At 66.5% G+C, this 20,414-nt stretch carries 17 protein-coding genes; 2 read left to right on the top strand and 15 right to left on the bottom strand.

What is annotated here, in order from left to right; translation table 11 throughout:
- Window positions 1-41: 41 nt before the first annotated feature.
- From ACFWU2_RS18120 to thyX, 3 genes are read right to left on the bottom strand one after another with little or no spacing between them, the layout of a single operon-like run.
- Window positions 42-1,853 (bottom strand): ribonuclease J, encoded by a 1,812-nt coding sequence (locus ACFWU2_RS18120; protein ID WP_378608835.1) that lies wholly within the window; start codon window positions 1,851-1,853, stop codon window positions 42-44.
- On the bottom strand, window positions 1,854-2,759 hold the full coding sequence (gene dapA, locus ACFWU2_RS18125) for a 4-hydroxy-tetrahydrodipicolinate synthase (protein ID WP_378608838.1): 906 nt from the start codon (window positions 2,757-2,759) through the stop codon (window positions 1,854-1,856).
- A gap of 60 nt (window positions 2,760-2,819) precedes the next feature.
- The gene (gene thyX / locus ACFWU2_RS18130) at window positions 2,820-3,575 is read right to left on the bottom strand and encodes an FAD-dependent thymidylate synthase (RefSeq protein WP_378608841.1); all 756 of its coding nucleotides are present in this window, start codon (window positions 3,573-3,575) and stop codon (window positions 2,820-2,822) included.
- A gap of 142 nt (window positions 3,576-3,717) precedes the next feature.
- Between thyX and ACFWU2_RS18135 the strand changes: the two genes are divergently transcribed.
- Window positions 3,718-4,254, top strand: a complete 537-nt coding sequence (locus ACFWU2_RS18135) for a toxin-antitoxin system HicB family antitoxin (protein WP_378608844.1) — start codon at window positions 3,718-3,720, stop codon at window positions 4,252-4,254.
- 63 nt (window positions 4,255-4,317) lie between these two features.
- Window positions 4,318-4,758 (top strand): SRPBCC family protein, encoded by a 441-nt coding sequence (locus tag ACFWU2_RS18140; protein WP_378608847.1) that lies wholly within the window; start codon window positions 4,318-4,320, stop codon window positions 4,756-4,758.
- A 13-nt stretch (window positions 4,759-4,771) separates the two neighbouring features.
- On the opposite strand, the gene ACFWU2_RS18145 is transcribed toward ACFWU2_RS18140, so the two are convergent.
- The 12 genes from ACFWU2_RS18145 to ACFWU2_RS18200 all read right to left on the bottom strand — a co-directional run bounded on the left by ACFWU2_RS18145 (window position 4,772) and on the right by ACFWU2_RS18200 (window position 20,399).
- On the bottom strand, window positions 4,772-5,263 hold the full coding sequence (locus ACFWU2_RS18145) for a flavodoxin family protein (RefSeq protein ID WP_378608850.1): 492 nt from the start codon (window positions 5,261-5,263) through the stop codon (window positions 4,772-4,774).
- Window positions 5,264-5,312: 49 nt separating this feature from the next.
- Window positions 5,313-5,786 carry a hypothetical protein gene (locus tag ACFWU2_RS18150; protein WP_378608852.1) on the bottom strand — a complete coding sequence of 158 codons (474 nt, stop codon included), beginning with the start codon at window positions 5,784-5,786 and terminating at the stop codon, window positions 5,313-5,315.
- Window positions 5,783-6,538, bottom strand: coding sequence for a 4-hydroxy-tetrahydrodipicolinate reductase (dapB, locus tag ACFWU2_RS18155; protein WP_378608855.1), 756 nt, complete (start codon window positions 6,536-6,538; stop codon window positions 5,783-5,785). Before dapB ends, ACFWU2_RS18150 begins: the two co-directional genes overlap by 4 nt.
- A gap of 116 nt (window positions 6,539-6,654) precedes the next feature.
- Entirely contained in the window at window positions 6,655-7,992 is a 1,338-nt protein-coding gene (locus ACFWU2_RS18160) for a M16 family metallopeptidase (RefSeq protein ID WP_378608879.1), read from the bottom strand.
- Between the two features lie 92 nt (window positions 7,993-8,084).
- Complete coding sequence (narI, locus tag ACFWU2_RS18165) at window positions 8,085-8,813, bottom strand: respiratory nitrate reductase subunit gamma (RefSeq protein WP_378608883.1); 729 nt, start codon at window positions 8,811-8,813, stop codon at window positions 8,085-8,087.
- A 2-nt stretch (window positions 8,814-8,815) separates the two neighbouring features.
- On the bottom strand, window positions 8,816-9,499 hold the full coding sequence (gene narJ, locus ACFWU2_RS18170) for a nitrate reductase molybdenum cofactor assembly chaperone (protein WP_378608885.1): 684 nt from the start codon (window positions 9,497-9,499) through the stop codon (window positions 8,816-8,818).
- Window positions 9,496-11,169 carry a nitrate reductase subunit beta gene (narH, locus tag ACFWU2_RS18175; protein ID WP_378608888.1) on the bottom strand — a complete coding sequence of 558 codons (1,674 nt, stop codon included), beginning with the start codon at window positions 11,167-11,169 and terminating at the stop codon, window positions 9,496-9,498. Before narH ends, narJ begins: the two co-directional genes overlap by 4 nt.
- Window positions 11,170-11,203: 34 nt before the next feature.
- Window positions 11,204-14,857 carry a nitrate reductase subunit alpha gene (locus ACFWU2_RS18180; RefSeq protein WP_378609487.1) on the bottom strand — a complete coding sequence of 1,218 codons (3,654 nt, stop codon included), beginning with the start codon at window positions 14,855-14,857 and terminating at the stop codon, window positions 11,204-11,206.
- 41 nt (window positions 14,858-14,898) lie between these two features.
- Complete coding sequence (locus ACFWU2_RS18185) at window positions 14,899-16,068, bottom strand: nitrate/nitrite transporter (protein ID WP_378609494.1); 1,170 nt, start codon at window positions 16,066-16,068, stop codon at window positions 14,899-14,901.
- Window positions 16,069-16,377: 309 nt separating this feature from the next.
- On the bottom strand, window positions 16,378-18,651 hold the full coding sequence (locus ACFWU2_RS18190; RefSeq protein WP_378608902.1) for a polyribonucleotide nucleotidyltransferase: 2,274 nt from the start codon (window positions 18,649-18,651) through the stop codon (window positions 16,378-16,380).
- A 325-nt stretch (window positions 18,652-18,976) separates the two neighbouring features.
- Window positions 18,977-19,246 (bottom strand): 30S ribosomal protein S15, encoded by a 270-nt coding sequence (gene rpsO, locus ACFWU2_RS18195; RefSeq protein ID WP_072698552.1) that lies wholly within the window; start codon window positions 19,244-19,246, stop codon window positions 18,977-18,979.
- Between the two features lie 190 nt (window positions 19,247-19,436).
- Window positions 19,437-20,399, bottom strand: coding sequence for a bifunctional riboflavin kinase/FAD synthetase (locus ACFWU2_RS18200; RefSeq protein WP_378608908.1), 963 nt, complete (start codon window positions 20,397-20,399; stop codon window positions 19,437-19,439).
- Window positions 20,400-20,414 lie beyond the last annotated feature (15 nt).

Here is a 20,414-nt window from a genome sequence, read left to right on the forward strand (position 1 = left end):
CCGTGCCGCGCAACATGCCTGGTCTAGCGAACCGAAGTCGTTCAGGACACAGCGATGACTGTCGGCACGATCATCGGGCGACGACGGTACGTGTCGGCCACCCACCTGCCCACTACTCGCCGGATTCCCTGCGCGATGCGGTGCGTCTCCGTGACGCCTTCGGCCGCAAGCTCGCTGAGGGTCTTGTCGACGAGTTGGGCAGCTTCGGTGAGCGCGGTCGGATCGTCGGAGAACCCACGGCCGGAGACCTCGGGTGTGCTCACGGCCCGGCCGGTGGTCGCGTCCACCGCGACGGAGATGGAGATGAACCCACCTTCGCCGAGGACGAGGCGATCCGACAGTGTCGATTCGCCGACGTCGCCGACCGACAATCCGTCGACGTACACGTAGCCCACCGGAACGCGGCCCACGATCTCGGCGAGGCCGTCGACCATATCGACGACGACTCCGTCCTCGGCGAGGACGATTCGTTCCTTGGGCACGCCTGTGGCTTCGGCCAGCGCGGCATTGGCGCGCAGGTGCCGCCATTCGCCGTGAACCGGCATCGCGTTCGTGGGCCGCACCGCGTTGTACAGGTACAGCAGTTCGCCCGCGGAGGCGTGGCCGGACACGTGTACCTTCGCGTTCTGCTGCGTCACGACCGTGGCGCCGCGCTTGGCGAGACCGTTGACCACCGCGAACACGGAGTTCTCGTTGCCGGGGATCAGCGACGACGCGAGCACGACGAGGTCGTCGGCGCGGATGTTGATCTGCCGGTGTTCCCCGCGCGCCATGCGCGACAAGGCCGAGAGCGGCTCACCCTGCGAGCCGGTGGACACCAGGACGACCCGGTTGTCGGGCAACGACGCCGCGGCGTTCAGATCGACCTCGACGCCGTCGGGAACGTGGAGATACCCCAGGTCCTGCGCGATCTGCATGTTGCGCACCATGGAGCGCCCGACGAAGGCGACCCGCCGGTTGTAGCGGTGTGCGACGTCGACGACCTGCTGGATCCGGTGCACGTGGCTGGCGAACGACGCCACGATGACCCGGTTGTTGGCCTTGCCGATGACGCTGTCGAGCACCCCGCCGATCTCGCGTTCGGGGGTGACGAATCCGGGGACCTCGGCGTTCGTGGAGTCGACGAGGAAGAGATCGACACCTTCGTCGCCCAGGCGGGAGAACCCGGCCAGGTCGGTCAGCCGGTTGTCGAGCGGCAACTGATCGAGCTTGATGTCACCGGTGTGCAGCACGAGGCCGGCCGACGTCCGGATGGCGACCGCGAGGGCATCGGGAATCGAGTGGTTGACCGCGAAGTACTCGCACTCGAACGGGCCGTGATCGGTGCGTTCACCCTCGGTGACCTCGACGAGGCGGGGCCGCTGCCGGTGCTCGCGGCACTTGGCGGCGACAAGCGCGAGGGTGAACTTCGAGCCGACGACCGGGATGTCGGGGCGCAGGCGCAGCAGGAACGGGACGGCACCGATGTGGTCTTCGTGACCGTGGGTGAGAACGATCGCCTCGACGTCGTCCATCCGGTTCTCGATGTGCCGGAAGTCCGGAAGGATCAGGTCGACGCCCGGCTGCTGGTCTTCCGGGAAGAGCACGCCACAGTCCACGATCAGCAGACGGCCCTGGTGCTCGAAGACGGTCATGTTGCGGCCGATTTCGCCGATACCGCCGAGCGCGACGATCCGCAGACCGTTCTTGGGCGCCTTGGGAGGGGTACCGAGGCGTGCGGTGGGATCGACGGGCGGACGCGGGTCGGCACGCTGCGTCGATGCCGAGTTCTGGACGATGCGGCGCTGCGGCCGCGACGCCGGCGGGCCGGCGTTACGGGTGGCGCGGCCACGACTACTGGTAGGACGACTCATTTACAGAACCCCTGCTGCTTGAAGATCGGCCGCGAGGGCGTCGATCTGGGCCGATACCGGTGCGACCTGCGGAAGGCGCGGCTCGCCGACGTCGATACCCAGCAGTCTCAGCCCTGCTTTGGAAGCGCTGACACCACCGAGTCGAGCGACCGCGCGGTAGATCGGCACCATGGACAGATTGATCGTGCGGGCCAGGTCGAGATCGCCTGCTTCGAAGGCGGTGTGCAGTTCGCGCAACCGGCCGGGCACGAGATGACCGATGACGCTCACGAATCCCACAGCACCCACCGACAACCACGGCAGGTTCAGCGGGTCGTCACCGGAGTAGAACTTCAGATCGGTCGTGCCGATGAGTTCGGCACCCGCGTTGAGGTCACCCTTCGCATCCTTCACGGCCACGATCCGCGGGTGCTCGGCGAGCAACCGCAGCGTGTCCGTTTCGATGGGCACCACCGAGCGTGGCGGAATGTCGTAGAGCATCACGGGAAGGTCGGTGGCATCGGCCACCGCGACGAAGTGCGCGTAGAGACCGGCTTGCGGCGGCCGGGAGTAATACGGGGTCACGACCAGCAGGCCGTGCGCGCCGGCGCGCGCGGCGTCGCGCGCGAGTTCGGCGCTGTGCGCAGTGTCGTTGCTTCCGGCACCGGCGATGATCTTCGCGCGATCGCCGACAGAAGCGAGAACCGCCCGCATCAGTTCGAGCTTCTCGTTCTCGGTGGTGGTAGGCGACTCCCCGGTGGTACCGGCGAGTACCAGCGCGTCGCAGCCACCCTCGACGAGGTAGTTCGCAAGACGCACACCCGCGTCCACGTCGAGCTTGCCGTCGGCAGTGAACGGGGTCACCATCGCAGTGGCGACGGTGCCGAACGGGAGCTCGACAGCAGTTGCGGATTCACCGTTGGTCATGGTCAGAAGGCTACCGCGTGGGGGCACAGGTCCGACACACGCCCGCCTCCGCCGGGTGGGTCAGCGCTCTGTGGCAAAGGTGGGAGCGGCGATTTCGCTGCCGTCGGGCAACGCCGTGATGGTGAAGTCGGAGAAGGCGTTCGGTGCGGCATCGATGAGTTGTCGCAGGCATTCGACCGCGAGCCGCCGGATTTCGACATCGGCGTGCTCGGTCGCGCGCATCGCGATGAAGTGCCGCCACGACCGGTAGTTGCCGGTGACCACGATGCGGGTCTCGGTGGCGTTGGGGAGCACCGCTCGCGCCGCTTCGCGCACCTGCTTCGCCCGCAACGGGCCGGGAGGCAGGTGCGCCATCTTCTCGTCGAGCGCGTCGAGCAGTTCCACATATGCGTCGCGGCTGCGCCGGGTGGCGGCGAAGAACAGTTCCTCGAGATGCGGATCGCCCGCGATCGCGGGAGGAACGACAACCGGAGCATCGCCGTCCGCGACGAAACGCTGGGACAACTGCGAGAACGAGAAGTGCCGATGTCGGATCAGCTCGTGGGTGCACGAACGGGAGATTCCGGTGATGTAGAAGGTGACGGAAGCGTGCTCGAGTACCGACAGGTGGCCCACGGTCAGCAGGTGCCGCAGATACCCGGTGTTGGTCGCCGTTCGTGGGTTCGGCTTCGACCAACTCTGATAACACGCGCGTCCGGCGAACTCGGCGAGCGCTTCCCCTCCGTCGGCGTCGGTTTCCCAGGGGATGTCGTCCGGCGGCAGGAATTCGGTCTTTGCGACGAGCCTGACCTTCAGGTTTGCGGGTTCGGGAATCATGCGCGTCTCCTCCCGGTGTGATCGCACCCTAGCGAGCCGGATCCTCAGTGCGCCCACTGCCACCTACATGACGCCACAGCGACAGCACTCGTGGCGTCAAATCTTTGTTGACTGATGTCATACATGGCGTCACACTGACTGCATGAACATAGACACCTACACCGCGGCAATCACCGATGCCGTCGTCAACGCCGCCGAACTCGGCGACGAACAGACCCGCCGTACCGCAGCGGCCCTCTCCGCCGCCCTCGCCGCGCCGGCCCGGCTCGCCGTTCTCAGCGCGCTGTCGGACATGGCCGGAGAAATCAGCAAGCAGTTGGACGACCACACCGTCACTGTTCGGCTCGACGGCACGGAAGCCGTCGTGGATGTGCGCAGCGATGCCACGCCGCACACGGACTCGCCGTCGCAGACCTTCGAGGAGATGACCGGGGACATCAGCCGGGTCACCCTGCGTCTCGTCGAACAGATCAAGTCCCGCGCGGAGGAAGCGGCCGCGCAGAGCGGTGTCTCGCTCAATTCCTGGGTGGCGCAGGCCGTGCAGGGCGCACTGAAGGATCAGAAGCGGTATCAGAAGCGCGCCGAAGAGTGGCGCAGGCAAGGCACCGCGCCCACCACCCCCCCGGCCCCGGCGCCGGCGCCGGCTCCCCGAGAGGACGAAGACGGCGACACGGCCTGAAAACGCCTCCCGTGCGGTAGATTTCCGACGCACCGAACGCGGGAACGAGAGGACACCGAACCGATGGCCGTGAGCAGCACCAGAAGCTTCGAAATCAAGGCGACACCGGAGCAGGTGATGGCGGCTATCGCAGCGGTGGACCGGTTGCCCGAGTGGTCGTCGACGCACAAGAAGGTCGTCGTCGAGTCCACCTACCCGGACGGCCGACCGCACCGCGTGCGCATGACCGTCTCGGTCATCGGACTCACCGACGAGCAGGTCGTCGACTACACCTGGGACGGTGACCGGTCGATGTCCTGGACGCTCGTCGAGAGCACCCAGCAGAACCAGCAGGACGGTGCCTACACGCTCACGCCGGTGGGCGGAGCGACCAAGGTCGATTTCAGCCTGACCATCGATCCGAAGATTCCGGTCCCCGGATTCCTCGTCCGACGCGCCGAGAAGACGGCGATCGAGACAGCCGGCAAAGGTCTGACGAAGTTCGTCGAGGAGAGCTACCGCTGACGCGGACCGCCCCTCACGCCCCGTCTGCGAGGGTCACCGCGACCGTCCCACCGAGCTCGTAGCACCGTTCGCGCACCTGCGCGTCGATCGGTCCGGTGATCTGCAAGTCGGCAGCCACCTGCATCAGCCCCATCCCCGTCACCAGTCTGCGCACCGACGACACCGCTCCCGCGGTGTCGTCGTTGCCGTGGACCCACATGCCGTACGGTCGGCCCGCGACGGCGTCCAGACACGGGTAGTACACCGTGTCGAAGAAGTGTTTGAGCGCTCCCGACATGTATCCGAAGTTCGCGGGAGTACCGAACAGGTAACCGTCGGCAGCGAGCACATCCGGGACGGTCGCGCCGAGGGCGGGCACCGCACGCACCGTCACCCCGTCGATGTCGGGGTCGTTCGCCCCTGCCAGCACCGCTTCGAGCAGCTCTCGCGTCGCCGGAGACGGCGTGTGGTGGACGACGAGCAGCGTCCGGTCTGTGGCGTCGGTTCGTTCGGGTTGTTCGGTCACAGGCGAAGACTACGACGGGGGCGTTGTTCGAGCCGCGATACCTCGCCCGCTACGTCGTGCTGTCGCGTTCTGCTTTTTCGAGGGCAACCGCCCGGCGCATCGTCTCGCGGGCACGGCCCCGGTCACCCGCATAGTCGTATGCGCGCGCCAGCCGGTAGGAGTTCCGCCAGTTGTCGGGATCGGCTTCCCATTCCCGTTTGACGGTCTCGAACAGGGCATCCGCCGCGTCACGGTCGATCTTTCCGGACGGCCGTCGCGGAAGATCGGTGACATCGAGTTCGAGGCCTTCCTCGTGGATGCGCTGCGCAAGCTGCTGGTGCTGCCAGCCCGCACGCAGACTGGCGTACACGATCCAGACTCCGACGAGCGGGAGCAGCAACACGCCGATACCCAGCCCGACCGCGGCGACGCCGCCCGACCGGATGAGTTCGACTCCGCGACTGCCGAGCAACACGAAATAGAAGGCGAGCGCGACCACGATGAACGCGATCGGCACGAGGACCTTGACGAGATCTTTCTTCACAGGTCGAGGAGGGGGTCGATGCCCAGCGTCAGGCCGGGACGGGAAGCGATCTCGCGGACTGCGAGGAGTACACCCGGTGCGAACGAGGACCGGTCGATGGAATCGTGGCGGATCGTCAGCGTCTCGCCCTGGGTTCCGAGCAGCACCTCCTGGTGCGCGACGAGACCGGCGAGACGCACCGAGTGCACCCGCACCCCGTCGACATCCGCGCCGCGCGCACCGTCGAGTTCGGTGGTCGTGGCATCGGGGCTGCGTCCCACGCCTGCGGCGGCACGTGCCTCGGCGATGAGTTCTGCGGTGCGGTAGGCGGTGCCGGACGGCGCATCGGCCTTGTTGGGATGATGCAGTTCGATGACCTCGACGGAGTCGAAGAATCGGGCGGCGGCCTGCGCGAAACGCATCGACAGCACCGCGCCGATGGCGAAGTTGGGCGCGATGAGCACACCGACTCCGGGCTGATCGGCGAGGCGGCTGCGGACCTGCGCGAGGCGGTCCTCGTCGAAGCCGGTGGTGCCCACGACGGCGTGGATACCGTGGTCGATCAGGAACTGCAGGTTGCCCATGACGACGTCGGGGTGCGTGAAATCCACGACGACCTGCGTGCCGGAGGTCACGAAGTCGTCGAGGCTGTCGCCTCGGTCCACCGCTGCGACGAGTTCGAGGTCGGGGGCCGCCTCGACTGCCGTGCAGATTGCCTGGCCGACTTTGCCCTTGGCTCCGAGCACACCTACCCGAACTGCTGCTGCGTTCACTTTGCCGTCCACGACCTTCCCGTCACGTCTTTCCGAGGAAAGCGTACGCAACCGGGGTCGTGGTCTGCACGGGTGGTCACCGCGTCGGTGCGGGTGCCCGGGCGGCGGAACAAGGGTCAGCCGACGATCTCGCGCACCGGGGCGGGAAGATCCCGCGGGCGTCGGTACGGCCCGACCACTGCGGCGGCGAACGGCCGGTGCAGTAGTTCGGCGGCGACCTCACGCACTTGTTCCGACGAGACGGTCGCGATGCGCTCGAGGGTCTCGGTGAGGCTCCAGTGCCGGCCGTAGTTCAGCTCACTGCGTCCGATGCGGTGCATTCGCGCCCCGGTGTCCTCGAGACCGAGGACCAGACCACCGCGCAGGGAGCCTTTGGCACGAGCACATTCCGCGTCGGTGATGCCGTCCTTCGCGACGGAGTCGAGCACCTCGCGGATCACGGCCGCGACCTCGGAGAGATTCTCGGGCTGGCACCCGGCGTACACGGAGAACGCACCGGTGTCGGCGAAGGTGTCGATGCCGGAGTACACGGAGTACGCCAGTCCCCGCTTCTCGCGGACCTCCTGGAACAACCGTGAGCTCAATCCACCGCCGATCGCGGCGTTGAGCACCGACAGTGCCCAGCGGCGCTCGTCGTGCCGCCCGAAGGAACGAACGCCGAGCGAGAGGTGCGACTGTTCGCCGTCGTGCTCGGTGATGCTCAGGGTGGGTGTGGTGCGCAGTTCGAGCCGGCCTTCCCGGCGGGGCACCGGCCCGCCCGCGCCGTCCAGGTGCCCGGCGAAGGCGCGACGGACGAGTTCGACGGTGTGCTCGTGATCGACGTTGCCGGCGACCGCGACGACCATCCGCTGCGGGGTGTACCTGCGCACGTGGAAGGAGTGCAGCTGAGTGCGGGTCATCGCCTCGATCGAGTCGACGGAGCCGATGATGGGACGGCCGATGGGGTGATCTCCGTACAGCGCGGTCAGGAAGGAGTCACCGAGAAGATCCTCGGGATCGTCGTCGCGCATCGAGATTTCCTCGAGTACGACCTGCCGTTCGACGTCCACATCGGCGCTGCGGCACCGGCCCCGTAACACCACGTCGGCGACGACGTCGACGGCGAGCGGAAGATCGTCGTCGAGGACGTGCGCGTAGTAGCAGGTGTGTTCCTTGCTGGTGAACGCGTTGAGTTCACCGCCCACTCCGTCGATGAGCTCCGCGATGTCGAGGGCAGTGCGCGTCGGGGTGGATTTGAACAGCAGGTGCTCGAGAAAGTGTGCCGCGCCGGCGACGGACGGCTGTTCGTCGCGGGAGCCGATTCCGACCCACACGCCGACCGCCGCCGATCGCACGCCCGGCACGTGCTCGGTGACCACTCGCACGCCTCCGGGCAGAACGGTGCGGCGAACGCCGGAATCCACTGCGGGGGCGGAAGCGGGATCGGAAGGAGAAACGTGCCGGGTGGGAGCCATGTGTGAGTTCTACGGTCCTGCGGTCGGGGTCCGGCACATACGTCCGGGAACGGAACATCACACGATACATGCGCGGCCGGATACGGCGACGGTCACCAACCGCGGCGCCGGGGCTGGGAGCCGACCAGCTGACCCTCTCGCACCTCTCCCCTGCTCCGGTAGACGATGTACGGGCGGAAGAGATATCCCACGGGTGCGCTGAATGCGTGGACGAGCCGGGTGAACGGCCAGATCGCGAACAGCACCAGACCGATCAGCGTGTGGATCTGGAACGACACCGGCGCCTCGACGAGGAGTTCGCCGCGTGGCTGCAGGATCCAGATGGAGCGGAACCACGGCGATACGGTGTCGCGGTAATTGTGTTCGCCGACCACTCCCGCACCCATGAGGGTGGTGGCCAGCCCCGCGACGATCGCGGCGACCAGGACTATGTACATCACCTTGTCGTTGAGGGTGGTCGCGGAGTACACCGGGCCGTTGGTACGCCGGCGGTAGATGAGCAGGCACACCCCGATGAGGGTGGCGGCGCCGGCGATGGTCCCGAGCACGAGGGCTTGGACGTGGTACGCGTGCTGGCTGATTCCCATCGCGTAGGTCCACTGCTTCGGGATCAGCAAGCCGATGACGTGTCCGATGATGACCACCAGAATGCCGAAATGGAACAGCGGACTGCCGATGCGCAGCAGCCTGCTCTCGTAGAGCTGTGACGAGCGGGTGGTCCAGCCGAACTTGTCGTATCGGTACCGCCACCACGTGCCGACGATCAGGATCGCGAGTGTCACGTACGGCACGATGTCCCAGAAGATTGCACCCGCGCTCATCGTTACGGCCCTTCTCGTCGGTCGTGGGAGTCCCGGCGTGGCGGAACGGTCAGGGTGAACGGTTGCAGGCCGATCGCCTCGGCCGGAGGTCCGGCGTGCATCAGCTGGCGGGCCCGTTGTTCCTGTGCCTCGTCCACGGGAGGCAGCGTGGCGCACACCGCAGCGACGGTGTCCGCGTACGGCGAATCGTCGCCGACCAGCGCGCGATGCAGGACATCGATCGGTACCCGGTGCGCGACGAGCAGCCGTTCTCCTGCCTCGGGCGCGACGGTGGCCGCGAACTCGAGGACGACCGGGAGGTGGTCGGGCGCCTCGCCGACCGGCGGTTCGGCGCCGGCCTCCCGATAGGTCTGCACGAACGCGTGGATTTCCGATCCGCGGTTACGTGTGTCTCCCGCGGTCCAGTAGGTCAGGTACATCGTCGAGCGGCGACGCAGGTCGAACGTGTCGACGTACGCCTGGGCCGCGTCGAGCAGGCTGCTCCGACGCAGGTACGCGGCGGTCCGGGCGAGCCGGCCGCGCGCGGGCTCGTCGATGTGGTCGACGAGTGCCTCGACGGTGTCGAGACGGTCCGCCATCTGCTCGTCCGGGTAGGCCAGCAGCAACGAGGCCGCCTGGTGCACGAGCCGCGTCTGCAACCGGCGAGCGGGATCCTCTCGGCGCGACCCCCGCCGGAACAATGTCACCGCCGCTCCTCGCCGTCGCCCGGCCAGGCACCCGGGAACAGCCCCGTGGGCGCTCCTTTGCCGTCCCAGTTCAGCAGATTGACGCGGGAGGGCTCGCGCTCGTTGACCGCCAGGGCTTCCGTGGTCTGACGCTCCGCGAGCGCGTGGAAGGTCTCCACCGCGACCGGGACGGGTCCGCCGCTCGACTCACCGAAGGGCCCGGACTCGTACATCCCGGGGCCGCCGGCGAACGACAGAGAGCAGTCCGTGGCCGATTCCTCGAGCTTGTGTCCTTCGGTCGCGTAGGCCGTCGGGATCACGTAACGCTCTTCGTACTTGGCGAGGGCGAGCAACCGGTACATCTCGTAGATCTGTTCCTCCGTCATGCCCACGGACTCGGGGATATGCGGCTGGGTGTCGCGACCGAGGTTGATGTCGCGCATGTACGACCGCATCGCGGCGAGTCGCTGCAGGACGGCTTCCACGGTCGCGGTGTCCCCCGCTGTGAACAACTCCGCGAGATAGCGGATGGGAATGCGCAACGATTCGAGTGCTCCGAACAGGTTTCCGAGATCTTCCCCGTCGTGACCGTCGCGGCTGACCGCGTCGACGACCGGCGACAGCGGCGGCACGTACCAGACCATCGGCATGGTCCGGTATTCCGGATGCAACGGCAGCGCGACCTTGTAGACGTTGATCAGAGAGTAGATCGGTGACTTCTGCGCGCCGGCGATCCAGTCCTCGGAAATCCCTTCGGCCCGGGCCCCTGCGACGACCTCCGGATCGTGGGGGTCGAGCAGGACCTGACGCTGGGCTTCGTAGAGATCCTGTTCGTTCTCCACCGCCGCCGCGTCGAGCACCCGGTCCGCGTCGTAGAACACCAGCCCGATGTAGCGCAGGCGCCCGACGCAGGTCTCGGCACATACCGTCGGCAGCCCGACCTCGATGCGGGGATAACAGAACGTGCACTTCTCGGCTTTGCCGGTCTTGTGATTGAAATAGACCTTCTTGTAGGGGCATCCGGAGATACACATCCGCCAGCCGCGACACCGGTCCTGATCGACGAGGACGATGCCGTCCTCCGCGCGCTTGTAGATCGCTCCGGAGGGGCACGACGCGACACACGAGGGGTTGAGGCAGTGCTCGCAGATCCGGGGAAGGTAGAACATGAACGTCTCTTCGAGCGACGTCTTGACCTCTTCGTTGATCTTCACCAGGATCGGGTCGTCCGGAACGATCTCGGGCGAGCCCGCCAGGTTGTCATCCCAGTTGGCCGACCACTCCACCTTCATCGGTTCGCCACTGAGGAGACTGCGAGGTCGCGCCACCGGGATGTTCTCCCCCGCAGGGGCATTGGTGAGGGTCTCGTAGTCGTAGGTCCAGGGTTCGTAGTAGTCGTCGATCGACGGCATCTTCGGGTTGGAGAAGATCCGGCTGAGTTTGTGGAGGCGGCCGCCGTCGCGCAGCCGAATCCTGCCCTTCTTGTCCCTGATCCAGCCGCCGCGCCACTTGTCCTGATCCTCGTAGGTGCGGGGGTACCCCTGACCCGGACGCGTCTCCACGTTGTTGAACCAGACGTATTCGGTTCCGGACCGGTTGGTCCAGGTCTGTTTACAGGTCACCGAGCACGTGTGACATCCGATGCACTTGTCGAGGTTCATGACCATCGCCATCTGTGCCATGACCTTCATGATTGCCCTCGTCCGTGGGGTCCGATGGTGTACATCAGTACGTCACCTCCTGGGACCGGCGGCGCACGACCGTGACTTCGTCGCGCTGGTTGCCGGTAGGTCCGAGATAGTTGAAGGCATACGACATCTGGGCGTAACCGCCCGCGAGATGGCTCGGTTTCATCAGGATCCGCGTGATCGAATTGTGGATCCCGCCACGCTTTCCGGTGGTTTCGGTGAGCGGGACATCGATGACGCGTTCCTGCGCGTGGTAGACGAACACCACGCCCTCGGGCATGCGCTGCGACACGATGGCCCGGCACACCACCACGCCGTTACGGTTCACGGCCTCGATCCAGTCGTTGTCGCGCACCGAGATCTTCGCCGCGTCCGCCGGACTCATCCACATCGTCGGTCCGCCGCGCGAGAGCGAGAGCATGAACAGGTTGTCCTGGTATTCCGAGTGGATCGACCATTTCGAGTGGGGGGTCAGGTACCTCACCGTCAACCCCACTCCGTCGCCGGAACCGATCGATGTCTCACCGAACAATCGGTTCATGTCCAGCGGGGGCCGGTAGGTCGGAAGTTGCTCGCCCATCTCCTCGATCCAGTCGTGGTCGAGGTAGAAGTGCATTCGGCCCGTCAGGGTGTGGAACGGTTTGAGTTCCTCGATGTTGGTGGTGAAGGGCGCGTAGCGACGCCCGCCTGTTTCGCTGCCCGACCATTCCGGGCTCGTGACCACCGGTACCGGCCGGGCCTGTGTGTCGGCGTAGGTGATCCGGCGTTCCTCACTGCCTTCGGCGAGGTGGACGAGCCTGCGGCCGGTTCGTTTCTCGAGTTCGCGGTAGCCCTGCACGGCGAGACGGCCGTTGGATGCCCCGGACAGCGCGAGAATCACATCGGCCATCCGTTCCGCGGTGGTGATCGCCGGGCGCCCGGCGGCCGCACCGGAATCCATGACGCCGAACTTGGTGGCGAGTTCGGCGACCTCCTGGTCTGGGTGGGTGGTCACCCCTTTGGTGGTCAGCCCTGCCGACTCGACGAGCGGCCCGAGCGTGGCCCACTTGTCGGCGATGGCGGTGTAATCCCGTTCGACGACCACGAGAGGCCCCATGGTCTTTCCCGGGATGGGTACTTCGCCGGTTTTCCTCCAGTCGTTCTCCGTTCCACCGGGATACGACATCGCACCGGGCGTGTCGTGCTGGAGTGTCCCCATCACCACATCGGTCCGCGTCCCCAGGTGCGTGCGCGCAAGGGCGCTGAACGCCTTCGCGACCGCGCCGAACGCCTCGTAGTCCGAGCGGGTCTCCCAGGGAGGATCGATGGCGGGGCTGAACGCGTGCACGTAGGGGTGCATGTCGGTACTCGACAGGTCGCCCTTCTCGTACCAGGTCGCTGCGGGCAGCACGACATCCGAGAACAGCGTCGTCGACGTCATCCGGAAATCGATCGACATCAGCATGTCCAGTTTGCCGTCGGGGACGTCCTCCGGCCAGTCGACGTCGTTCGGACGCAACTCCGGCGCGGTCTGAGCACCCTGAATGTTCGAGTCGGTGCCCAGCAGATGCTGCAGGAAGTACTCGTTGCCCTTGCTGGACGAGCCGAGAAGATTCGACCGCCACACGCTCAGCACGCGCGGCCAGTTACGCGGCGACCCGGGATCGGTGACGGCGAGTTTCACCGTCCCCTGGGCCAGTTGTTCGGCGACATATTCGGGGATGTCACGACCGGCCGCACGAGCCTCGTCCGCCAGATCGTGTGTGTTGCGGTCGAACTGGGGATAAAACGGCGACCAGCCCATCGCGACGGCCGACGCCATCACGTCCATGGTGTGCTTGTCCCGGAAGCGCCCCCGCGACAGCGGGCTCGAGAGGGCGTCCGCCCGGTACCCGTCGTACTTCCACTGGTCGGTGTGCACGTACCAGTACGAGGTACCCGCCATCTGACGAGGTGGCCTGCTCCAGTCGGTGGCCATCGCCATCGTGGCCCACCCGGTGGTGGTTCTGCACTTCTCCTGCCCGACGTAGTGCGCCCAGCCGCCGCCGTTGCGTCCCATGGCCCCGGTCAGGAGTAGCAGGGACAGCACGGCCCGGTAGGTCGCGTCGCCGTGGAACCACTGGCAGATTCCGGCTCCCATGATGATCATGGAGCGGCCGCCCGATTCCTCGGAGTTCCGGGCGAGTTCCCGCGCCACCCGGATCGCTTGCGCGGCAGACACTCCGGTGATCGATTCCTGCCATGCCGGCGTGTAGGGCGTCGACGGGTCGTCGTATCCGGTCGGCCACTGCCCGGGCAGATTCAACTCTGCGCGCTGCACGCCGTATTGGGCGAGCATCAGGTCGAACACCGTGCAGACCATGTGCTCACCCACCCGGCGGACCGGCACGCCGCGCTCGAGGCTTCCGCCCCGACCGTCGATCGTGTCGAAACTCGGCAGATGAACGGCGAGAACCTCGGCCGCACCACCGGCCGGCGGTGCCACCGTGAGGGCGGGTGACAGGTCACCCAGTTCGAGATTCCACTTGCCGATACCGTCCTCGCCGTAGCGGAATCCGAGGGAACCGTGAGGAACCGTCACGCTGTCGGTGGCGCTGTCGAGCAGCACGGGTTTGAACGCTGCGTTCTCCACGTCCTGCCCGAGATCGGCCGCGGTGAGGTTCTTGCCCGCAACCCACTTTCCGCCCCGCTCTTCGAGTTTCACCAGGAAGGGCAGATCGGTGTACTGCGCGGAGAAGTCCGTGAAGAAAGGTACGGGCTTCTCGACGTAGCACTCGCGCAGCAGGACGTGGCCCATCGCCATTGCCAGGGCACCGTCGGTTCCGGCGGCACACGGCATCCACTCGTCCGCGAATTTCGTGTTGTCCGCGTAGTCCGGGCTGATCGCGACCACCTTGGTCCCGCGGTACCGGACTTCCGTCATCCAGTGTGCGTCGGGGGTGCGTGTCACCGGAACGTTGGAACCCCACATCAACAGGTACGACGCGTCCCACCAGTCACCCGATTCGGGGACGTCGGTCTGGTCGCCGAAGACCTGCGGGGACGCGACCGGCAGGTCCGCGTACCAGTCGTAGAACGAGGTCATGGCGCCGCCGACCAGTTCGACGAACCGGGAACCGGCTGCGTGCGACACCATCGACATGGCGGGAATCGGGGAGAAACCGGCGATCCGGTCGGGTCCGTACTCCTTGATGGTGTGCACGTGGGCCGCGGCGACCATTTCGGTGGCTTCGGCCCAGGTGACCCGCACCAGTCCGCCCTTGCCTCGCGCACGCTGGTACCGGCGCCGGCGTTCCGGGTCGTTCTGAATGTCCGCCCACGCCAGTACCGGATCACCGAGACGCTGTTTGGCCTCGCGATACATCGCGACGAGGACTCCGCGCGCGTACGGGTACCGCACCCGTGTCGGAGAGTAGGTGTACCAGGAGAAGGCCGCGCCTCGGGGGCAACCGCGCGGTTCGTACTCGGGGCGGTCCGCTCCCACCGTGGGATAGTCCGTCTCCTGGGTTTCCCACGTGATGATCCCGTCCTTGACATAGATCTTCCACGAACACGAACCGGTGCAGTTCACGCCGTGTGTCGATCGCACGACCTTGTCGTGGCTCCACCTGTCGCGGTAGAAGATGTCACCTTCTCTGCCGCCCTGGTGCAGGATGCTCCGGGTGTCGGCGGATTCCTCGCCACGGGTGAAGAATCGGCCGCTACGGACCATCAGTTCCTCGAGCGTCCCACCCACGGCGACTTTTTCCGTAGTCACGTGCTCTCCTCCGGTTGCCGATGTGGAGCGTCCCGCGACGTGGCCGGTTCACGTGCCTTCAGCCAGACCGCCGTGTAGATCAGTGCGATGAGAGCCGCCGCGACCAGGAGCAACAGACCCACGGTGTAGTCGTTGCCGACCGGGTCGTAGGTCGCGCCCATGACCAACGGCGGGAAGTATCCGCCGAGGCCACCTGCCGCCGCGACGATTCCGGTGACGCTGCCGACGGACTGTGCGGGCGAACGCCTGGCCACCCAGGCGAAGACGCCGCCGGTTCCGATTCCGAGGAAGATCGCCATCGTGATGAAGTCGACGGCCGACCACAGATCCGGCGGCGGTTTGAACGTGGCGATGAATGCGGTCACGGCAGTGCCGGCAAAGGACGCGAGAACCACGTACTTCGGCGGTATCCGGTCGGACAGTGCACCACCGATGGGCCGGGCGATCACTGCGGCGAGGGCGAAGCCCGCCGTGCGGGTACCGGCGTCGACCGCGGAGAATTCGTACACCGTCCTGATGTAGGTGGGCAGGTAGCTGCTGAACGCGACGAACCCACCGAAGACGATCGCATACAGGAACGACATTTCCCAGGTGACACGGAGTTTGCATGCCGCAAGGAATTTGGGCACCACCGGCTGGGTGTTGGGAACGAATGCGGGCGCGTTCCTCATGACGGTCACACACAACACGGCGGTCAAGGCCAGCACCACTGCGATGATCACGTGGGTGGCAACCAACCCGAACCATCCGACGAAGCGTGGCGTGAAGAAGGCCGACAGCGCTGTGCCGACCATGCCCGCACCGAATACACCCGTGGCGAAACCACGGCGCGACGGGTCGTACCAGTTGTTGGCGAACGGGATGCCGACAGCGAAAATCGTGCCGGCGATGCCCAGGAAGAATCCGAACACGAGCAGCAACGGGTACGAGCCCGCACTGCCCGCGAAGCCGACCGCGAGGACCGGCAGTATCGACGCGAGGGTGATCGCGATGAACATGACCCTGCCGCCGTAACGGTCCGTGAGGGCGCCCACCACGATCCTGCCGAGCGAGCCCACGAGGATCGGCGTCGCCACGAGCATCGACGTCTCGGAGCTGCTCAGCGACATGTCGCCGGCGTAGGTGGTGGACAGCGGCCCGATCAGGTTCCAGGCCCAGAAGTTCATGGCCGATACCCAGGTCGCCAGTGCCAGGTTGACTCCTGGGCGCGCCCCGATTCCTGTGGCTGTAACCGTGCTCACACCACCAGGGAACACCCTCGGCAGAATCGCCGTACGGCTTTTGCCGAAAGGTTTACACGTGAACGGGCCTCGGTTTTCCTCTGGTGCCGAACCTGCGGGGACGCTCCGCCGCAGGTCGCGTCAGCGACCGGACAGTCCCCGCACAACGACACCGCGCGCTGTTCCTGCCCCGAAGGGAAGGAACAGCGCGCGGTGGTGCCTGTCCCGGAGCCGGTGGCTACCGGGCGGAGCCGATCAGGACTCGGTGGCTGCCTCGGCCGGAGCGGCCTCGGCGGCGGCGTCGTCCTCGACGGGCACGAGGCTGATCTTGCCCCGGTTGTCGATGTCGGCGATCTCGACGCGCAGCTTGGATCCGACGCTCACGACGTCCTCGACCTTCGCGATGCGCTTCCCGTTGCCGAGCTTGCTGATGTGCACCAGACCGTCACGGCCCGGGAGCAGGGAGACGAACGCACCGAACGCCGTGGTCTTGACCACGGTGCCGAGGAAACGCTCGCCGACCTTCGGCAGCTGCGGATTGGCAATGGCGTTGATCTTGTCGATCGCAGCCTGCGCGGACGGACCGTCCGCAGCGCCGACGTACACGGTGCCGTCGTCCTCGATGGAGATGTTGGCGCCGGTCTCCTCGGTGATCGAGTTGATCATCTTGCCCTTGGGCCCGATGACCTCGCCGATCTTGTCGATCGGGACCTTGATCGTGGTGATGCGCGGCGCGAACGGGCTCATCTCGTCCGGAGCGTCGATGGCCTCGGCCATGACCTCGAGGATCGTGGCGCGCGCGTCGTGTGCCTGCGACAGCGCACCCGCGAGCACCTGCGACGGGATTCCGTCGAGCTTGGTGTCGAGCTGCAGCGCCGTGACGAAATCCTTCGTTCCGGCAACCTTGAAGTCCATGTCGCCGAAGGCATCTTCGGCTCCGAGGATGTCGGTCAGTGCCACGTAGCGGATCTCACCGTCGACCTCGTCCGAGACCAGGCCCATCGCGATACCCGCGACCGGAGCCTTGAGCGGAACACCGGCGTTGAGCAGCGACAGGGTCGAGGCACAGACCGAACCCATCGACGTGGAACCGTTGGAGCTCAACGCTTCCGACACCTGACGGATCGCGTACGGGAACTCTTCCTGGCTCGGGAGCACCGGCATGAGCGCCCGCTCTGCGAGGGCGCCGTGGCCGATCTCGCGGCGCTTCGGCGAACCGACGCGGCCGGTCTCACCGGTCGAGTACGGCGGGAAGTTGTAGTGGTGCATGTAGCGCTTGCTGGTCTCCGGGCCGAGCGAGTCGACCTGCTGAGCCATCTTGACCATGTCGAGGGTGGTGATACCCATGATCTGGGTCTCGCCGCGCTCGAACAGCGCCGAACCGTGTGCACGGGGAACGACGGCGACCTCGGCCGAGAGTGCACGGATGTCCGTGATCCCACGCCCGTCGATACGGAACTGGTCACGCAGGATGCGCTGGCGAACCAGCTTCTTGGTCAGCGCGCGGAAGGCTGCGCCGATCTCCTTCTCGCGGCCCTCGAACTTCGGGCCGACCTGCTCGAGAACCTCGACCTTGATCTCGTCGGTGCGCTCGTCACGCTCCTGCTTGCCCGCGATCGTCAGTGCCTCGGCCAGCTTCGTCGACGCCGCAGCCTCGACCGCGGCGTACACGTCGTCCGCGTAGGGCGGGAACAGCGGGAAGTCGCCGGTCGGCTTCGCGGCAGCAACAGCGAGCTGCTGCTGAGCGACGCAGAGGCGGGCGATGAACGGCTTGGCGGCTTCGAGGCCCTGCGCGACGATCGCTTCGGTCGGCGCCTGTGCGCCACCCTCGACGAGTGCGATGACGTTCTCGGTGGCCTCTGCCTCGACCATCATGATCGCGACGTCAGCGGTGTCCGGGTTGTCCGCACCGCCGACGATGCGGCCCGCAACCACCATGTCGAACACGGCGTTCTCGAGCTGCTCGACCGTCGGGAAGGCAACCCACTGGCCGGCCTTGTTGTCCTCGGACGTGATGAGTGCGACGCGCACACCACCGACGGGACCGGAGAACGGCAGTCCGGCGAGCTGCGTCGACGCCGACGCCGCGTTGATCGCGACCACGTCGTACAGGTCGTTCGGGTTCAGGCTCAGAACCGTGACGACGACCTGGATCTCGTTGCGCAGTCCGTCCACGAAGGACGGGCGCAGCGGCCGGTCGATCAAGCGGCAGGTGAGGATCGCGTCGGTGGAGGGACGGCCTTCACGACGGAAGAACGAGCCCGGGATGCGCCCGGCCGCGTACATACGCTCTTCGACATCCACCGTCAGCGGGAAGAAGTCGAAATGCTCCTTGGGGTGCTTCGACGCGCTGGTGGCCGAAAGCAGCATGGTCTCGTCGTCGAGGTAGGCGACGACGGCGCCGGCGGCCTGCTGTGCGAGGCGGCCGGTCTCGAAACGGATCGTGCGGGTGCCGTAGGCACCGTTGTCGAGTGTCGCGACGGCTTCGTAGACGCCTTCGTCGGTCTCGACTGCGGAATTGCTTGTCATCTTTGTATCTTCTCTTCCCTCTTCGTCTTCGCCGTACCCGCGCGGGCTCCACGGCCCCCTTGGCCGTGGTAGCGCACCGATTCACGGAGGCGGTCATCGATCGAAACCCTCCGGCGGGGGTATCTCTTACGGACACCGTGCCCGGACCGGAAAGTCACTACCGAAGACCGACACCATCGATGCATACGGTTCACCGCCGTCGGCGGTGTGGCGTGCCGGCTATGCCGGCACAAACACCGATAGCCAACGGGGCCCAGTGTAGTGGGTGCCCCGTTGGCTGTCGGAAAAGATCAGCGGATGCAGATCGTGTCGCTTCTCGGCTGCGTCAGCGACGCAGGCCCAGACGCTGGATGAGCGAGCGGTAACGCTCGACGTCGACCTTCTCGACGTACTTGAGCAGGCGGCGACGACGACCGACCAGCAGCAGCAGGCCGCGGCGGGAGTGGTGGTCGTGCTTGTGCTGCTTGAGGTGCTCGGTGAGGTCGACGATGCGCTTGGTGAGCATCGCAACCTGAGCCTCGGGTGACCCGGTATCGGTCTCGTGCAGGCCGTATTCGCCGAGGATCTGCTTCTTCTGTTCGGTGGTCAATGCCACTGGTAGTTCTCCTGAACAACTGACGTCCGCGTGACAGATAGCGGACCGGGTCCGCCGGTGCGGCCGCCGCGAACCGCAGCACACACCAGCGGTCGATATTACCAGAGCCGCGCCCACCCCCTGCGCGCCCGCCTCTCCCGTACCTTCGGCCGGCGGCCGGGGACACCCGGAGAGCGGCCGGTACGTGTGGTCAGCCTGCTGCGAGCACCTCGCGCACACGGTCGGCATCGCGGTGCATTGCAGAAATCAGCGCCTCCACGGAATCGAACTTCTCCATGCCGCGCAGCCGTTCGACGAAGTCCACCGCCACGTGCTGGCCGTAGAGGTCGGCTTCCTCGTCCAGGACGTATGCCTCGACGGTGCGCTTGCGTCCGGAGAACGTGGGATTGGTTCCGACCGAGACCGCGGCCATGTACCGCTCCCCGACCGAGACACCGTCGACGGGTGATCCCGAGCCGAGCACGGTGAACCAGGCGGCGTAGACGCCGTCGGCCGGGATCGCGGCATACATCGGGGGCGCGACGTTCGCGGTCGGGAAGCCGAGCCCGCGCCCTCTCCCGTCGCCGTGCACGACGACTCCTTCGACGCGATGAGGGCGGCCGAGCGCATCGGCCGCCGCAGCGACATCGCCGGCGTCGACGCAGGACCGGATGTAGGTCGAGGAGAACGTGACCGCGTGCGCGGCGACGAGGGTCAGCCCCTGCACCGCGAAACCGGATCGCGCGCCGATCGAGCGCAGGAGGTCGACGGTGCCGGCCGCCTTCTTGCCGAAGGTGAAGTTCTCCCCCACGACCACCTCCGCGACATGGAGCCGTTCGACGAGGATCTCGTGGGCGTACCGCTCCGGCGAGAGCTTCATGAATTCGGGGGTGAACGGCACGACGCAGAACACGTCGATTCCCAGTTCCTCCGCCAACTCGGCGCGCCGCGCCAGTGTCGTCAGCTGTGCGGGGTGACTTCCCGGCCGCACGACTTCCATGGGATGTGGATCGAACGTCATGAGCACGCTCGGGACGCCTCGTTCCGTCGCGGCTTTCACAGCGCTCGAAATCAGCTGCTGGTGCCCCCGGTGTACGCCGTCGAACACCCCGATCGTCACCACACAACGACCCCAGTCCGCAGGTATCTCGTCCAGACCTCGCCATCTCTGCACATCGGCAGCCTACGG

Origin of the sequence: Rhodococcus sp. NPDC058639, assembly GCF_042717545.1 — a bacterium.
In the GTDB taxonomy this organism is placed as follows: Bacteria; Actinomycetota; Actinomycetes; order Mycobacteriales; family Mycobacteriaceae; genus Rhodococcus.

What these genes read in the sequence shown, in the direction of transcription:
- dapA (WP_378608838.1), bottom strand. Translation starts at nt 2,759, where the DNA reads ATGACCAACGGTGAATCCGCAACTGCTGTCGAGCTCCCGTTCGGCACC.
- ACFWU2_RS18160 (WP_378608879.1), bottom strand. Translation starts at nt 7,992, where the DNA reads ATGGCTCCCACCCGGCACGTTTCTCCTTCCGATCCCGCTTCCGCCCCC.
- ACFWU2_RS18190 (WP_378608902.1), bottom strand. Translation starts at nt 18,651, where the DNA reads ATGACAAGCAATTCCGCAGTCGAGACCGACGAAGGCGTCTACGAAGCC.
- ACFWU2_RS18135 (WP_378608844.1), top strand. Translation starts at nt 3,718, where the DNA reads ATGAACATAGACACCTACACCGCGGCAATCACCGATGCCGTCGTCAAC.
- ACFWU2_RS18185 (WP_378609494.1), bottom strand. Translation starts at nt 16,068, where the DNA reads ATGAACTTCTGGGCCTGGAACCTGATCGGGCCGCTGTCCACCACCTAC.
- narH (WP_378608888.1), bottom strand. Translation starts at nt 11,169, where the DNA reads ATGAAGGTCATGGCACAGATGGCGATGGTCATGAACCTCGACAAGTGC.
- narI (WP_378608883.1), bottom strand. Translation starts at nt 8,813, where the DNA reads ATGAGCGCGGGTGCAATCTTCTGGGACATCGTGCCGTACGTGACACTC.
- ACFWU2_RS18120 (WP_378608835.1), bottom strand. Translation starts at nt 1,853, where the DNA reads ATGAGTCGTCCTACCAGTAGTCGTGGCCGCGCCACCCGTAACGCCGGC.
- ACFWU2_RS18140 (WP_378608847.1), top strand. Translation starts at nt 4,318, where the DNA reads ATGGCCGTGAGCAGCACCAGAAGCTTCGAAATCAAGGCGACACCGGAG.
- thyX (WP_378608841.1), bottom strand. Translation starts at nt 3,575, where the DNA reads ATGATTCCCGAACCCGCAAACCTGAAGGTCAGGCTCGTCGCAAAGACC.
- ACFWU2_RS18180 (WP_378609487.1), bottom strand. Translation starts at nt 14,857, where the DNA reads ATGGTCCGTAGCGGCCGATTCTTCACCCGTGGCGAGGAATCCGCCGAC.